Genomic DNA, 15,747 nt, shown 5'->3' with positions numbered 1-15,747 from the left:
GTAGGGGCGACCGCCGGTCGCCCCTACGGAGGGATAGATACTCTGTAGCTTGTTACCTATTAGATCGCAACTTGGCATCAGGCTTCCTTTTCCGCCTTCACGGGCAGCTTCACGTGGAAGGTTGCGCCCATGCCCTCGGCGGTGCTCAAGGAAATGTTGCCCCCTATCTTTTCCACTATCCCGTAACAGATGGAAAGGCCAAGCCCGGTTCCCTTGCCCACCGTCTTTGTGGTGAAGAAGGGATCGAAAATGCGCGAGAGGATGGACGCCGGGATTCCGGGGCCGTCGTCGGCCACGTCGAGAACCACGAACCCATCCTCCTTCCTGGTGGTTATGGTGACGGTGCCGCCCCTGGTCTCAAGGGCGTCCAGGGCGTTGTTTACCAGGTTTATGATCACCTGCTGAAGCTCCTGGGGAGGCGCTTCCAGAATGGGAAGATTTTTTCCAAGGTGATACTCCAGCTTCACATTGCCGTAAACGATGCGCTGCTGGCAGAGTTCCAGGGTTTCCTCCACCAGCTCGTTTATCATTATATCCTTGTTGGTGGGGTCGGTCTTTCTTGCGAAACTCAGTAGCTTGTGGGTGATCTGCTTGCAGCGGAGGCCCTGGGTCTTGATTTGGGTTAAAGCCCTTTGAAACTCGGCCATGTTCTTGGACTGGCCCGGCTCCTCCTCGTCCAGAAGGTCCTGAATCCAGCCGGCCTCCTCCACCATCACCGCCACGGGGTTGTTGATCTCGTGCGCTATTCCCGCCGCAAGCTCCCCAAGGGAGGCCAGTTTGCCGGCCTCGATTATCTGCTCCTTCATCATCGCCTTTTCAAGGTCCACCTGCCTTACCCTGGCCACGATGCGCCGGGCCAGAATCCTGGCCGTGATGATGATAACCACCGAGCCCGTGAGAAGCAGAAGCGAAATGATGATGTTTGCGGTGCTCAAGTCGGAGAATGCGTCTGTCCGGGATTGCTGGAAAACCAGGAGCCATTCCCCGTTTTTCAGGATCGACATTACGTATATGGTGCTCCTGCTGCCCTTTCCCGCGAAGGCGTCACCGGTTAAAGGGCCTTTCCCGCCGTCAATTTTCAGGTTTTTGAGAAAGCCGGAATAAGGCATTTTTTCCGGGTTGACCTCGCTTCTGGGCTTGGTCTGGAACTCGCCGTTCCTGTTCAGGATGAAGGCGAAGCCGGTCTTTCCGATGCTTATGTTTTCCACCAGGGAATTGAACTTGTCGAAGTTCACAGTAGCCCTTAAAATCCAGTTTGCAGTCCTGCCGCTGCCTCTTGCGGTGACTATGAAATGGGGGGAGCCCCTAAGGCCGGTGAAAACGTCGCTTATGAAAAATGGTCGGCTGATGGCCTCCTTAAACCATGAGGCATTGCCGTAATTCGCGTTTTTAAGGTCGTGCGGCCCCACGTAGGCGAACTGTTTTCCGTCCTCGCCGACTATCCCCAGATCGACGAAGGTGTTGCTGTAGAATTTCTGGAGGTTGAACAGGCTGTTTTGAAGGAATTTTTCATCCTGAAGCTGATCCAGGGAATAGGAATTGGCAAGTTCCTGAATGTTTGCAGAGCGTTCCAGAAGAAAGCCGTCTATGTTCTGCTGGTGCTTTTTCGTTAGCACCATCAGGTGGGCAAGCACCTTGTCCTGGTATGCGGAAATGAAAAAAAGAAAGGTGACCAAAGAGGTGAGAAGGAGAGGTATGAGCGCCACCGAGATATAGTTGGCCAGTATCCGGCGGTTGAGATAGCGGTAATACGATTCGTTGTGCCGTTCTGCCTGTTCCATATGGCCCGATCATCCCCGATGAGTTCTAAGAGCTTATCCCTAAATAATATTTACATTCGATTGTGGCTTCATCCCAACCAACTGTGTTGCGCTCCTTGCGGCATAGCTCGCTATGCCTCAGTCTCGCGCCTTGTTGGTTGGGCGAATCCGCAATCTCGCTGTAACAATCTTATTTAGGGATAAGCTCTAAATGCCGCCGGTTTCCGAAAGGCCCGAACGGCGATTGATGGAACTGTCCGGCCTCGAAAGAGCCGCAGACTGGATAAAAACGATGAAGCGCAAGGAGGAGTGAAGCGGGCGGGGAGGAATAGTACTTTTCGTACATGATGCCCCGCCCGCTTTGCTCCGACACAGCGATTCGCGTTTTAATCCAGGCTGCTAATCCCCCCGGCGCAGGGTGATGTTGAAAGCCTGTGCCTCGGCTATTTTCTGCTCCTGCTTGCGCTTTTTTGCCTTGGCCTCCTGGACCTTGGCCACCAGCACGTCAATTTCGCACGGCTTCATGAGATAATCGATGGCGCCCTGCTTCATGCCCTCTATGGCGGATTCCACCGTGGCGTGGCCGGTGAGCATTATCACTTCGATCAAGGGATATTTGGCCTTGATGGCCTTCAATACGTCTATCCCGTCCATGCCGGGCATCTTGACGTCCAAAACAATGACATCGATGTTGGAATTTTCCGCCAGCTTCTCCAGGGCTTCCGATCCGTTAAAAGCCACGGAAACGGTGAAATCCCTCTTTAAAAGCCTTTTGCACAACGGCTCCACAAAGCTTTCCTGGTCGTCAACAAGCATCACCTTCGTCGCCATCTGACATTCTCCTTTTACCCGGTAAATTTTGGCGGCCAGGGCTCTTGGCTCCACCGCATTAATAATCCAGATCGAATCAAAACTTTTACGGCCCGTTCGCGTTTCGGGCCGGGCCGCGCCATGAGCGGGTTTGAACCCCACTCATAGCACGGCCACAGAAGCGCGTAAAGGTCAGGTTCCGGGCGTTACAAGTATCGGCATCCCCATTGCCGGCCATATGACGCTTATTGCAAGGCCGATCACAATCATGAGTATGATGCTTGCGAAAACGCCGTACTTGAAGAACTCGCCGCTGGTGAACTGCCTGGAATCGTAGGCGATGGCATTGGGGGCCGCGCCCACCAGGAGCATGAAGGGCATACCGGCTGTGGCCAGGGACGCGAACATGACGACTTCGGGCGACACGTTCAGGTACTTGGCCACGACCAGGGCCACCGGAAGCGAGATGGCTATGGCCGCCACGTTCATTATGAAGTTGGTCATCACCATCACGAAAAAAGCTATGCTCAAGACGAAAACGAACCAGTTGGCTTTCTGGAACAGGGCCAGCCAGTTGACGGCCATCCACTGGGCGGCCCCGGTCTCCCACAGGCAGAAGCCTATGCTCATTGCGCCGGAGAAGAGCAGGACTATGTTCCAGGGGATCATTTCAAGATCATTGAGATCAAGTATCTTCAATACAAAGAAAAGAACCGAGGTGATGAGGAAGATGGCCGTCTTGTCCAGGGCGCGCAGGGAGGGAATCATCACCTGAAGGCCCATGAACACGATGGCCGATACAATGATGATTATGCTCAAAATTTCATTCTTGGTTATGGGGCCGAGGTCTCCTGAAAGTTCCTTCACGGTTTCCTTTATGCCGGGAATGGTTTTCTTTTCGGGCTTGCATACGATCACCATGAATCCCCACAGGAGAGCCACCATCAGAATGCCCACCGGGGCCATGTAATAGGTGAGGCCGAAAAAGCTCACGTCCTTGCCGGTCATTTCCTTGAAAAAGCCAAGGGCCACGATGGCGCGGGCCGAACCCAAAAGGGTGATTATGGATCCTGCGCCGCACACGTAGGCCATGCCTATGAAAAGTCCCTTGCCGAACCTGGAGGGCTTGTCGCCTTCGCCGTAGAGGCTGTACACGGCAAGAAGAAGCGGATAAATGGTGGCCGCCACGCCCGTGTGGGCCATGAAAAGGGTGAGAACCGTGATCAGCACATAAACGCCAAGATAGATGGTGGTTGTCTTTTCACCTATTATCCCAAGCATCTTGTAGGCCATGCGTTTGGTGAGGCCTGTCTTGGTGAAGACCACGCCCACCATGAGGGACGCGAAGATGAAAAGCACCGAAGGGTCCATGAAGTCCTTGAAGGCCACCTTGGCCGGCCTGATCATGAACAGGGCCTGCATGATTCCTATCACAAGGCTTGTGACGCCTATGGGAATGACCTCGAACACCCACCACGCGCCCGCCAGAAGGAAAAGGGCCACGGCCCCCTTGCCTTCGGGGGAAAGCGCAAAATGCTTGCCCAGAGGATCGATGGCGTCAGCCCAGGGCGGTGAATAGTAGACCAGCAGGAAAAGGCCCAGGCCTGCAACAAGGGGAACAATGCGCTTCCAGTCAATTTTTTTCTGCTCGGATATCGCAACTGCATCCATCAGGAAATCCTCCTCGTGATCCGTGCGTTATTAGGCGAAGCGTTGCTTTTTCCAATTTTTGAAAATAGTGGAAGCAAGCCGCGCTCCTTTTAGTGTCAGATTTTGCAGGCCATGATTCTGGATGAAACCTCCAGGAACACGTCATAGCTTCTTATGATGCCGATAATTTCCTTTTTGGAGACCACCAGGAGGGACTGGTGACGCCCCACCACGAACTGGTGAACCGCCCGGTTCAGGGATGCTTCGGCGTCGATGACCTCTTCTTGAGTCGGGGAGGGCACCAAATCCTTCGCATGGATTCCGGCGGCTTTCCGGCAGATGTCCGTCAGGGGGCGCTGCCAGAGCTCGTATTTGTCGAGCATGGAGCCCACGAAGGCGGCGGAAAGGCCGTATCCGGCCACCTTTCCCAGATCGCCCATTTCCGCGTATTTGGGTTCAAGCGCCCTTAAAACGTCCAGGTAACCCAGTTTCCCGATTATTTTTCCTTTTTTGTCCTTCACGAAAACGGCCCGGAAAGGCATCTGCCTGTCGCTGGCCTCATCCTTGGCCTGCTTGAGTATTCCAAGCACCTCCTGAAGGGATGCGCCCCCGTCAACCGAGGGGTATTTCTCCGCCGGGATCATCAGTTCCCTGACTTTCGTGGCCTCCATAAGAATGCCTCCTTTTGCGCGTCCGGCGGCTTATTCGATAAAGCGCGGCCCGGACGCCGGTTACATGGAAAAAATGGTCAGCCGGTCTTCAACGCCTCTTTGATTCTTGTGATGAGCTGTTCGATGTCAGTGGGTTTCACCAGGCAGTCGAAGGCTCCGGCCCTCATGCTTTTCATGGAAAAGGCCAGCGAGCTTCTGCCGCAAAGAAGTATTATTTCAAGCGCTGGCCTGGCCGCCTTCATCTGCCTTACGGCCTCCAGGATTTCGTTGTCCTCGCCGGCCACCCCGGCCACCAGGAGATCGAGTTCGCGGGCTTCCACCTTGGCCATGGCGTCCTTTATGTCTTCGGCGAACTGAACCGAAAATCCCGCCGCCGTCAGGCGGCGCGCCAGGGCCGTCTGAAACTGGATGTCCTCATCCACTAGAAGGAGTGAAAAAGCCATGAAAAACCGTCCTGATTGCCTTGCCGCGTTGTTTTGTCCGCATTCGCGGAAATTGATGACGCGCTCAGTAGAGCAAGGACCGGGCCAAACAGGTGATATGCTGTATTTTCAGATAGATGATCTTATGGCAGGATAACGCGCTGTTTCATTTTGTTTGATATGAAACAGCATGGGCACATTTTGAAACATAATGGATCAATTTATTGCGGGGGAGGAAAAACGGACCAAAGGGGAAGAACTGAAATTTTTCCATCATGCGTCGAGAAAAATTTCCAGGCCGGGCTCCGGGTTTTTGCCCAGATGCGCAAGGGCCGCCTCAAAAGAGCCTGTGAGGAAGTCGAGCACCTTAACTTTTTTCCATATAAGATACTGATAATATTCTTCTTCTATCCCACAGCAGATGACCGTGTCCACCTTCTCGTTAAGGATGAGCTGGCACAGGTTTTCTGCGGACGCCTCTGCCAGAACCAGGATTTTTCTTTCGATCACCTCCCGGTCGCCGTTCACCATGACAATGGCCACCTCCTGAACAAGGTCGAAGCGCGGCGCTATGTCGTCGTCCAAAAGAGGGATCAGGATTTTTTCCAGGGATTCCATCGCCTGTTTTCCATCGTTTCAATTCGTAAGGGCCTAAACGTTACCGGCGTTTTTATACGGGCTTTATCACATCATGTTGTGAGCCTTCATCTTCCTCCACAGCGTGCTCCTGCCCATGCCGAGATATTGGGCCGCCTTGGTCCTGTTGCCCCTGCTTCTCATCATGGCGTTCATGATCATGTGCTTTTCGGTGTCCGCCCACGACGCGTCGGGCGAAATGGGCGGTTCCGGGGTTTCCACAACCGGTTTCGCGCTCTTTTCGCGCTCTGTTTCCTTTTTGGGAGCGCGGTAGGATGAGATGTAGCGCGGGAGGTGTTCCAGCAAAATGGTGTCGCCCTCGCAGAAATTTACGGCGTACTCCACTATGTTTCTAAGCTCCCGGACGTTTCCCGGAAAAGGATAGGCGAGAAGCGCCCTGAGGGATTTTTCATCAAGCTGGCGCACCTTTTTTTTGAACCGCTTGTTGAAGGTGCTCAAAAAATAATCCAGAAGCATGTAGAGGTCGTTTCCGCGCTCCATGAGGGGCGGCAGGTGCATTCGCACCACGTTCAGGCGAAAAAGCAGGTCCTCCCGGAATTGGCCCTTGCGCACCATTTCCTCAAGGTCACGGTGGGTGGCGGCGATCAGGCGCACGTCCACGTGCTGGCCCCTGGAGCCGCCTAGGGGGTAGATGATCCGGTCGTCGAGAAAGGAAAGCAGCTTGACCTGGAGATTTACCGGCAGATCGCCTATTTCCGTGAGATAGAGGGTGCCGGTGTGGGCAAGGCGGAAGCGTCCGGGCTTGTTTTCAACCGCGCCCGTGAAAGCTCCCTTAAGATGCCCGAAAAGCTCCGATTCCATTAGGTTTTCGGGCAAGGCCCCGCAGTTTACCTTTATGAACGGCCCCTTGGCCCGCTGGGAGGCGTTGTGGACGGCTTCGGCTATGTAGTCCTTGCCGGTTCCGGTCTGGCCCGTTATCAGGACCGAGCTGTCGGTCTGGGCGATGGTGGCCAGAACACGGTAGATTTGCTGCATGGCCACGGAGTCGCCTATTATGTCGCCGAAAAAGAACTTGCCTACGGGCAGGTCCTGGCGCTCCATCAGGCGGATGTCTTCGATTGCTTCAAGATAGCCGATTTTGTTGCCGCTTGAATCGAAAATGGGGGAGATGGTGGAGCGGATGGCGATTTTTTTTCTGTCGCGGCTTATTATGTTGGCCTCGCAGGAGCAGGCCCCCTCCTCGCCGGACTGGGACTGGGCGGTGCAGCCATCCACGCACCGGCTTCCGCGCAGAATGTACTTGCAGGGTATGCCCCCGGCGGGCTGGCCAAAACCGGTGAGCGCCCTCAGATAGCGGTTTACCAGTACGGCCCGGCGGTCCAGGCCGGTCACCAGGATGCCGATGGGCAGTTCATCCAGAAACGGCGGCAGGTTCACCATGCCGTCGCCCAGCCCCTCTATCCTGGGAATATCCGTATAAGCCAAGCCCGCTCTCCTCTAAATGCAGTGCCTTGGCAATGAACCGGGCGGTTCTTGCCGGCCCCGGTTCAGGCCTTTTCCTGCGGACGGGAAAGCCCGGGAGAGAAAGCGCATCCCCCTGGCTTCCGCTCAAATGGCGAAAAAAGCCGGAACGGTCGGCTACCAGGCCTTTTCGGTGAGAATCTTCTTGATTCTCTCGCTGGTCTGTTTTTCCACCAGCACCATCTTGTTGGACTGGGCTTCCTTGATTTTCGCCTGAAGGGTCTGGATGTCCACGGGTTTTTCCAGGAAATCGAGCGCCCCCAGCTTCATGGCCTTTATGCCCTTGTCCAGCGAGGCCTGGCCGGTGAGAAGTATGACCTGGAGGTCCGGCTTTTTTTTCAAAAGGGCCTGGAGAGCCTCTATGCCGTCCATTTCCGGCATCATGAGATCCAGCACCACCGCGTCGAAGGATTCGTCTTCAACCTTTTTCAGGGCGTCCTTTGCCGAAGTGGTGGTGCTCACGTTCATTCCGCGCTGCTCCATCCTTTCGGACAGTACTTCCAGAAAATCGGCCTCGTCATCCACGAGAAGAACTTTTTCAGCCATTATTTTTTTCTCCTTTGCCGTGGGGCTTTGCGCCCTGTTGAAAAAAACCGTTCAAAAAAGGGGAAAAATCCGGATTGCGCCATTTTTCTCGAAATTTCGGGAAACGGTCCTTGTCGGCTTATACTCGTGGCGGGCCAAGAATCGTTCTGGCGGGTGTTTCATTCAAGCTCAATTTGAAACACTATATCCAAGGCTGGGATTCTGTCAAGGCATTACATCACCAGCATGGACGCGCGATTATTATTACGGGGCGCAGTGTGTAGTTCCATTTTCTGGAGAAAGGCCTACTTGTTAATTGGCGCTATCAAACCAGAAAAGCCCCGCCCCCCGTCATTCCGGCGAAGGCCGGAATCCAGTCCTTGAAATGCGGGCAAAGCTGAATCCTTACTACTTGCGATATATTGACCAAGTTTTTCTCTCACGTAAATATTTATCTTCGTTTAAGAAAATAGAGAATGGCTCATTTAATCCAAGCAATGCTTCAATTTTATGTTCGTATGCGCCGCGAAAAGATAATTCGGAAATTATCGAAGATAGCCAACGGACAATCTGCAACGTATATAACCTACCATACTTTTGAGCAACCCTTGAGGCACCTCTACGAGCCATTAATGCCTGCCAATCATTGATAGGGTTTCCTTCCTCGCTAGTATGCATTATTACAGAATTATTTCCAAGTATATGCTCAAGTACATTACCATAATTAGCATCTATATCTTGTTGATGCTTTGAGTAATGTCGCTTGCATATCAGTAAAACAACTTTATCCCACCATAATGAAATAGGGTCTTCTTGATTTTTTCCTGATCCAGCAATGTAATTAAGATTGTAATAGCGATATGTAGTAGCAAATAATGAAATTATAGTCTCAATTTCTCTATGAATATTATCAACAGGTCTATCTTTATAATGGTGATATTCGCCGCAGTTGTTACTGATAATTTCACATTTAGTCAATAGTTTTGACAGATCATGACCAATCTGTCTCAGATTCATGTCGTTTGGAAAGCATCCACCATGAGTTATTGCATGGTCGGCAATAAAAATAAGTTTGCCCATCCTTTCCAATCCAATTGATAGGCCAAAAAATGCCTGTAAATAAAGTCCTATTTGAGTATGGTTAGCCCGCCCAAGAAGAGTGACGCCATATCCAATTTGTTCAGCTGATAGTTGCGCTTCTCTTTGAATGGCACGCCACTGTTCGCTAAGCATAAGCACCTCGCTACATTGTTTTGCATATTCTTATGGTTATATTGTTCTTAAAGCTAATTCACAATTCCGTCATTCCGGCGGAGGCAGGAATCCAGTCATAAAATTGTCGGATACAAATCATTCCATTCGGGATTAGCTTTTTCGATTAGTCTCAATTTCCATGCCCTTTTCCATTCTTTAAGCCTCTTTTCTCTCAAAATGGCTGACTCCATGCTTTCATGTAGTTCGTACCAGACAAGAATATGCACTCCGTAGGTCTGCGTGAATCCTTCAACTTTGTTATTTTTATGTTCCCATGCGCGCTTGATTAGATTTGAAGTCACACCGATATAGAGAGTTCCGTTTCGTTTACTTGCCATTATGTATACAGATGGTTGTTTGGTCATCCTTGATGGTCCTGGACCCCGGCCTTCGCCGGGGTGACGGATGTTCCCCCTCCATCACGCTTTCATGTCTATCAAATAAACAGAACTAAACATTACTCTCCGTTAGAGTAACCGGCCCGTCAAAACGACGGCAGGGCAAGGCGGGCCATCCAGGGCAGGAACTGGAAGACCAGGGAGTCCTTCACCCAGCCGCGATAGCCGCTGTCTGAGGAATCCAGGCCCAGGAACTGTGCGGTGGTGGAGGATGCCCCAAGGTAGAGCACCACCGTCACGAATAGGCTGGAATAGAACTGCTCGATTTCGGCTTCGGGGCCGGAAAGGGGAATCTTTAAGCGGAAGTTGCCGCGCATTTTCATTAAAAGATCGGGCAGCATCTCGTAGCCGGGAATGGACGAAAGCCTTCCCATCTGGGAGATGTTCTGCATGATGATGTTCATGCCCTCCGGGTTTTCGTAGTGGTAGTCCACTATCCGGGCGATGAGCTGGGGAAGGGCCTTTGAGGGGGGGAACAGGTCCAGCCCTTTTATCCACCGGAAATGGGCCTCGGAGAATTCCTCCACCACCTCGGCCACCACGGCCTTGAAAAGGTCGGCCTTGGTTGGAAAATAATAACGGATGAGCGGGTGGTCGAAACCGCCCTCCTTGGCGATCATGCGAAGGCTCGCCGCGTGGTAGGGCTGCCTTGCGAAGATGAGGCGGGCGGCCCACAGGATTTTTTTACGTGCGAGCTCGCCCTTTTTCGCGTCCCCGCCATTTTTCGATTCCGTATGATTTAAATAAGTTTCCATTCGCCCATTTTGGGTCAAGTAAGAAAAACTGTCAATGTTTTTTTCCGCCTGTAAAAAACGCTTGACTCTTTTTTCCGTTCTCGGCTATGGAGATTTTTACGACTGGAAAAAATTATTGGAGGAAGATTTGATGGAGCCGGATTCCATAAATCGCCGAAGTTTCCTGGTTCTGGCGGGCGCTGGCCTTGCCGGATTTCTTTACGCGGGGGTCCGGTTTCTGGGTCGCCCCAAAAGGGACGTGCCCACTCTTTCCAATCATTCAGGGGCCTTCGAGCCCGCGTCCGCCGCCCGGTCCGGCGGCCTAGCTCCGTCCTTGCGGCCAGACGGCTCATACGAAATAGCCGAAGACGCGGTGGAAATCGGCCAGGGCGCGGTCCTGGCCGTGGCGGGTGCGCCCCTCATGATGGTGCGCGGAGAAAAGACCACCCGTGTTTTCAACGCCACCTGTACGCACTTGGGGTGCCTCGTAAAATGGGAGGCGTCGGCCAATCGCTTTTTCTGCCCCTGCCACGGCGGAATCTACAACGCGGACGGCAAGGTACTGGCAGGCCCTCCGCCCGCTCCGCTTAAGGAGCACAAGGTGAAAATCGCCGACGGCAAGGTGGTGATAACCGTTGTGTGAGAGGAAAGTCAGCAGAGAATCGTAGGTTGGGTGGTTCCGGGCCGAAGGTCCGGGTTCACCCAACAATTGTCATGTAAATTCTGGATGTTGGATGAACCTGCGCTTTTGCGCAGAACCACCCAACCTGCCGGAGGTTGAGCAGTTTCCTCTTCAATCCGGTTACGGGAGCGGTTTTAAGGAAAAAGCATGGACCCGGAAAAAATAATTGCCTGGGCGAAAAGAAAAAAGCAGGATTTCCTGGAAGGGGCGGAATCGGTCAGGCAGGACGTCATGAGCGACTCCACCCTGGCCCCGCGCTCGCCCGCAGACTGGCTCGGACAGGCCGGAACCGTGCTGGCGGCCCTCATGATCGTCCAGGCGGCAACGGGCCTTCTGATGCTCTTCCACTACAACCCGCACCCGGCCAAGGCGTTTTTCTCCCACGTTGCCATAAGAAACGACGTGGCCTTCGGGCTCATCGTGTCCAACATCCACACCATCGGCGCGAAACTGGTGGTTCTGGCCGCCTTTGTCCACATGTTTTATCTCATGTTCCACACTGCCTTTCGGGGAGCGCGCAAAAACCAGTGGTACACCGGCATGGGGCTTTTAACGGCCCTCTTGTTCACGGGCTTTTCCGGGTATCTCCTCCCCTGGAGCCAGCAGTCCTTCTGGGCCTGCGTTGTGGGCACCGAGGCCCTGAAGGTGGTGCCGCTTTTCGGCGATCTGGCGGCGAAAATCCTGCGGGGCGGCGACTCGGTGGCAGGCCCCACCCTTGCCCGGTTCTACGTGCTTCACGTTTTTCTCCTGCCGGTCACTATAGCGGTATTGATCTGGTATCACGTAAAGGGCGTATGGAAGATCAAGACGATAGGACCGTCGGATTCCACGGCGCAAGCCGACCTCGATGAATGCATAGGCTGCGGGGCCTGCAAGAGAGCCTGCCCCTTTGACGCCGTGACCATGACGGAGGATGCCGTGAAAGTGGAGGGCGGTGAAAGCCCGAAACCCACGCCTCTGTTCGACGCCGCCCTGTGCAACGCCTGCCGCGCCTGCGTCACCCGCTGCCCCAAAAAATGCATAAGCCTTGTCTGCGATGGCGGCCCGGTACCGGTGGAGCCGATTTTTCCCCACAACATTCTGCGAAGGGCGCTTTCGGTGGGCGTGGCGCTGTTCGCCCTGGTTTTCGCGTCCTACTTTCTGGCAGGCGTTTTCATCGCGGACAAGATTCCCGCAGACCCCATGACCACTCCGGACCGGATCAAGCCCGACTGGTATTTTCTGGGGCCGTACCAGGTATTGAAAATTCTGCCGTCCGAACTCTGGGGGCTCTTCGTGCTTTTCGGGGTCTTCGCCCTCATGGTGATGCTTCCGGCTTACGATAAAAAAGGCCCGCGAAAGCCCGAAGAAAGGCTGCTTTTCATTCTGGCCGTGAAATTTCTCATCGGGGCCTTCATTGTTCTCACCTTCTGGGGATGGGTTTCCTGACATGGCGCGACGGATATTCTTCCTTTCGATGCTTTTCTGGGCGTTCTCCCCGGCCCTTGCCGCAGACGAGCCCCTGTTCCTTCTGAACGACGCCTGCGTGCGCTGCCATCTGACCGGCGAAAGATCGGGCTTCGAGAACTCGGTCACCGCCTGGCGGGAGGGGGTCCATTTCAGGGCAGACACGGCCTGCGCCGACTGCCACGGCGGCGACCGGTACGCCAACTTGTCCATGCTGAAAAAAGGCCACCTGGGAAAGTTCGGCGAGGGCGAGATCGTCCCCCTTTGCGGGCGCTGCCACGTAAGCGAATCCGAGGATTTCCTTCGCAAAACCACCGGCCCGGTTGACGCGCCCCGGTGCCGCGCCACATGCGTCACCTGCCACGAGCACCACCGTGTGGAAAAATCCCGCGCAGCCGATCTTGTCACCGAAAAGCACTGCGGCTCGTGCCATTCGTTTTCCAAGGCGAAAAACGTGGCAGAAGCCGTGGGCCTTGTGGACAAGGCTGTGGCCGGAATCGAAAAGGCCCTTGCAGCAAGGAAGGACGCCGGGCTTCCCGTCGAGAGCGCCGAACGCGAGCTTGCGGCCATTCAAAATGGCTACGCCAGGGTCTTTCATTCCGGCACAGCCAAGACCCTGCCCGGCGAAATCAGGGAAAAGACCCTGGCCGATCTCGACCGTCTGGCCTTAAGCCTCAAAGCCGGTTCGCCCGGACGATGGAAGGTTGAAGGCCTCGTGGTGACGGCCTTCTTCGGCCTGGTACTCTATGTAATCATAAGGCGCATGAAAGCGTTGCCCGACATATCGAAACTCACAAGGAGGAAGCCATGACGAGCCTTGACCCCGAAAATCCCGGAACCGCCCCTTGCGCGGAAGAGTCCGCCTCACCTCTCAAAGCACGCATTTTGGGCCGCATAAAGCTCGGCAAAATAAAGAGCCCCGGCGGAAACGGCGTGGCGTGGCTGGCTGTGGTCCTCGCCGCCATCGCCGTCTTTCTTTCGTTTTCGGATAAAATGAGCACCAAAAACGACTCCCTTGTTTCCATCAACCGCATGATGACCGATTCGGTGGTTCCCGAAATGAAGCGGGCCAGGGAAAAGGACATGGTGGACGCGGTCTATGATCTGAAGCACGTTTCGGTGACCCTGGAAAAACTCCGGGACACCAGCCGCAACCCCGAAGTCAAGACCATGATCGAGAAGCTTAGGAAGGACGTCGAGGAAATTTCAGTCAAAATTTACGTCCACGAGTGAGGGGCGCAAAATGAGCCAGGATAAGAAGGGTCTCACCATCTGGGGAAAGAGTGTTTCCAGGCGTTCGTTTTTAAAGGGCGGGGCCGCCGCCCTGGCCCTTGGGGCCGCAGGCGGGGGGCTCAAAGCCTGCGCCACGCCCGATGCCGTTTATACCCAGGCTTACCCGGACGTTCCCGAAAACAGGGTGGAGCTTCCCAAAAACGGCAAGAGCGTGCTCATTTTAGGGGGCGGCTTCGGCGGGATGCACGCGGCCTGCGAGCTTCTGGACAGGGGCTTTTCGGTGACGGTGATCGAAAAATCCAACATGCTGGGCGGAAAGGTGAAAAGCTGGCGCGACACCGGTTTCGGGGTTCCGCCCGCCAACGACCCCAACTGGCGGGGCTACCCAAGGGACCACGGGGCGCACGCGGTGTGGGGCTTCTACAACAACCTCCGGGAGTTCATGGGCCGCCACGGGTACAAGCTCTGGAAGGTGCCCCGCGAAACCACCATGTACAATTACCTGGACAAGGACGGATCCAACGCCATTCTGGGCATGCCGCCGGTCATGCCCGCGCCCTTTGACCGGATCGAGCTGATGCGCAACGCACACCGGGCCTTCGCCGCCATAATGGGACGGAAGGACCTGGAATATTCGGGCTTTCTGCGCAAGATGATCTCCTTTGACTACGCCAACGAGAAGCAGCGCCTTTACATGGATTCGGTTTCCTTCCCACACTGGGCGCGTAGCGTGGGGATGCCGGAAAAGCTCATCTACCGGTTTTTCGGGCCGCTTTCCGAAATGGCCATGTTTGATAACATCGATAACGCCTCGGCCCTCTACACCGTCATGCTTTTAAGCCTCGCCACCGGGACCCACGACGACATGAACATCGACATTTTCATGCACCCGCCCGGCGAGACCTACTGCCTTCCCATCGAGCGCTACATAAAGGCCAGGGGCGGCAACATAATCTTCGACACCCCGGTGATCAAGATGATCAAGGACGGCAACCGCATAAAGGGCGTGATGGCGGGCAACGAAGGCTACGTGCCGGGGGTGAAGACATGGAAATGCAACATCTGCGGCTCGGTTTTCCCATCCTCTTCCAAGCCCTTCCGCTGCCCGGTCTGCGGTGCGCCCGCCGAGCAGATACGCGCCCTGGCGTCCGGGCCCCCCAAGGAATACAAGGCCGACTATTACGTGGTGGCCATGGACACCCCCGGAGCGCGGGAGGTGGTGTCAAAAAGCGGGCTTTTGGGAACCACGTATTTCGACAACATGTTAAAGCTCGACGCCGTCTCTGTCTATCCGGTGAACCTGTGGTACGACAAATGTAATGAATGGGAAAAGCGGTTTCCGGGCCACATCGACTTTTTTCCGTCAAGCTTCAAGTATCTCGGCATAACGCTCAACTGGGCCTTCGACGGAGTGTTGAACGGAAAGAAGGTTTCGGACATCCTGGTTCCCGATTACGCCGGAAAGGGCATAAACGTCATCGAGACCCAGATAGCCGACGCGGCGAGGGTGAGCCAGTTGTCGGACGAGGAGATAGCGGCGCTCGTTCACGAGGAATTGAAGATCGTGATGCCGAACCTGCCCAAGCCCACTGATTTTTACGTCAACCGTTGGGACACCTACTCGCCCCAGCGGGTTGGCTACGAGGCCATAAGGCCGCCCATACGCTCGCCTCTGGACAACCTCTTTTTCATAGGCGACTGGGTGAGGACCGACCACGAAAGCGTCTACATGGAAAAGACCTGCGTTTCGGCCAAGATGGTGACCAATCACATCCTGGAAACTGCGGGCCTCAAAGAAGGAAAAATCACGATACTCAAGAGCGGCACCCCAAGCGCCATGATAGGGGTTATAAAGAGCCTGTACAGCGTTTACCCGTAACAGGCCGTCGAAAAACGCGATCCGGCAGTGTTCGCGCATCAAAGCCAATTCCGCCACGTACTTTTAGTGCGCGTGGCTCTTGGCTTTTCGCACCGCCTTCACGGCTCATCGTTTTTCATCGGCCTGTTGGCCTCGCATTTTGCTGATCCGGTGAAGCAAGTCTGT

At 54.6% G+C, this 15,747-nt stretch carries 16 protein-coding genes; 5 read left to right on the top strand and 11 right to left on the bottom strand.

What is annotated here, in order from left to right; genetic code table 11:
- Positions 1 to 77: 77 nt before the first annotated feature.
- The 11 genes from HZB23_15925 to HZB23_15875 all read right to left on the bottom strand — a co-directional run bounded on the left by HZB23_15925 (position 78) and on the right by HZB23_15875 (position 10,363).
- Entirely contained in the window at positions 78 to 1,781 is a 1,704-nt protein-coding gene (locus HZB23_15925; protein MBI5846146.1) for a GHKL domain-containing protein, read from the bottom strand.
- 378 nt (positions 1,782 to 2,159) lie between these two features.
- Complete coding sequence (locus HZB23_15920; GenBank protein MBI5846145.1) at positions 2,160 to 2,591, bottom strand: response regulator; 432 nt, start codon at positions 2,589 to 2,591, stop codon at positions 2,160 to 2,162.
- Between the two features lie 171 nt (positions 2,592 to 2,762).
- The gene (locus HZB23_15915) at positions 2,763 to 4,241 is read right to left on the bottom strand and encodes an SLC13/DASS family transporter (GenBank protein ID MBI5846144.1); all 1,479 of its coding nucleotides are present in this window, start codon (positions 4,239 to 4,241) and stop codon (positions 2,763 to 2,765) included.
- Between the two features lie 95 nt (positions 4,242 to 4,336).
- The gene (locus HZB23_15910) at positions 4,337 to 4,891 is read right to left on the bottom strand and encodes a CBS domain-containing protein (GenBank protein MBI5846143.1); all 555 of its coding nucleotides are present in this window, start codon (positions 4,889 to 4,891) and stop codon (positions 4,337 to 4,339) included.
- Between the two features lie 77 nt (positions 4,892 to 4,968).
- A complete protein-coding gene (locus HZB23_15905) occupies positions 4,969 to 5,334 on the bottom strand; it encodes a response regulator (GenBank protein ID MBI5846142.1) in 366 nt (121 codons plus the stop codon).
- A gap of 252 nt (positions 5,335 to 5,586) precedes the next feature.
- A complete protein-coding gene (locus tag HZB23_15900; protein ID MBI5846141.1) occupies positions 5,587 to 5,922 on the bottom strand; it encodes a dinitrogenase iron-molybdenum cofactor biosynthesis protein in 336 nt (111 codons plus the stop codon).
- A gap of 75 nt (positions 5,923 to 5,997) precedes the next feature.
- Positions 5,998 to 7,350, bottom strand: a complete 1,353-nt coding sequence (locus HZB23_15895) for a sigma 54-interacting transcriptional regulator (GenBank protein ID MBI5846140.1) — start codon at positions 7,348 to 7,350, stop codon at positions 5,998 to 6,000.
- 198 nt (positions 7,351 to 7,548) lie between these two features.
- Positions 7,549 to 7,977, bottom strand: coding sequence for a response regulator (locus HZB23_15890; protein ID MBI5846139.1), 429 nt, complete (start codon positions 7,975 to 7,977; stop codon positions 7,549 to 7,551).
- A 387-nt stretch (positions 7,978 to 8,364) separates the two neighbouring features.
- Positions 8,365 to 9,189, bottom strand: a complete 825-nt coding sequence (locus HZB23_15885) for a hypothetical protein (GenBank protein ID MBI5846138.1) — start codon at positions 9,187 to 9,189, stop codon at positions 8,365 to 8,367.
- A gap of 95 nt (positions 9,190 to 9,284) precedes the next feature.
- Positions 9,285 to 9,575 carry a GIY-YIG nuclease family protein gene (locus HZB23_15880; GenBank protein MBI5846137.1) on the bottom strand — a complete coding sequence of 97 codons (291 nt, stop codon included), beginning with the start codon at positions 9,573 to 9,575 and terminating at the stop codon, positions 9,285 to 9,287.
- A gap of 119 nt (positions 9,576 to 9,694) precedes the next feature.
- Positions 9,695 to 10,363: a TetR/AcrR family transcriptional regulator gene (locus tag HZB23_15875; GenBank protein MBI5846136.1), complete on the bottom strand. Its 669-nt coding sequence runs from the start codon at positions 10,361 to 10,363 to the stop codon at positions 9,695 to 9,697.
- A gap of 130 nt (positions 10,364 to 10,493) precedes the next feature.
- On the opposite strand from HZB23_15875, the gene HZB23_15870 reads away from it, so the two are divergent.
- The 5 genes from HZB23_15870 to HZB23_15850 all read left to right on the top strand — a co-directional run bounded on the left by HZB23_15870 (position 10,494) and on the right by HZB23_15850 (position 15,582).
- Positions 10,494 to 10,985, top strand: coding sequence for a Rieske 2Fe-2S domain-containing protein (locus tag HZB23_15870; protein ID MBI5846135.1), 492 nt, complete (start codon positions 10,494 to 10,496; stop codon positions 10,983 to 10,985).
- 186 nt (positions 10,986 to 11,171) lie between these two features.
- Positions 11,172 to 12,452: a cytochrome b N-terminal domain-containing protein gene (locus HZB23_15865; GenBank protein MBI5846134.1), complete on the top strand. Its 1,281-nt coding sequence runs from the start codon at positions 11,172 to 11,174 to the stop codon at positions 12,450 to 12,452.
- 1 nt (position 12,453) lies between these two features.
- The gene (locus HZB23_15860; protein ID MBI5846133.1) at positions 12,454 to 13,281 is read left to right on the top strand and encodes a hypothetical protein; all 828 of its coding nucleotides are present in this window, start codon (positions 12,454 to 12,456) and stop codon (positions 13,279 to 13,281) included.
- The gene (locus HZB23_15855; protein ID MBI5846132.1) at positions 13,278 to 13,703 is read left to right on the top strand and encodes a hypothetical protein; all 426 of its coding nucleotides are present in this window, start codon (positions 13,278 to 13,280) and stop codon (positions 13,701 to 13,703) included. Before HZB23_15860 ends, HZB23_15855 begins: the two co-directional genes overlap by 4 nt.
- A gap of 10 nt (positions 13,704 to 13,713) precedes the next feature.
- Positions 13,714 to 15,582: an FAD-dependent oxidoreductase gene (locus HZB23_15850; GenBank protein ID MBI5846131.1), complete on the top strand. Its 1,869-nt coding sequence runs from the start codon at positions 13,714 to 13,716 to the stop codon at positions 15,580 to 15,582.
- Positions 15,583 to 15,747: the final 165 nt, after the last annotated feature.

The organism is Deltaproteobacteria bacterium (assembly GCA_016235345.1).
Lineage (GTDB): Bacteria > Desulfobacterota > Desulfobacteria > Desulfobacterales > Desulfatibacillaceae > JACRLG01.
Note: the sequence above shows the minus strand (reverse complement) of the source record. Positions and strands in the feature narration are given on the sequence as shown.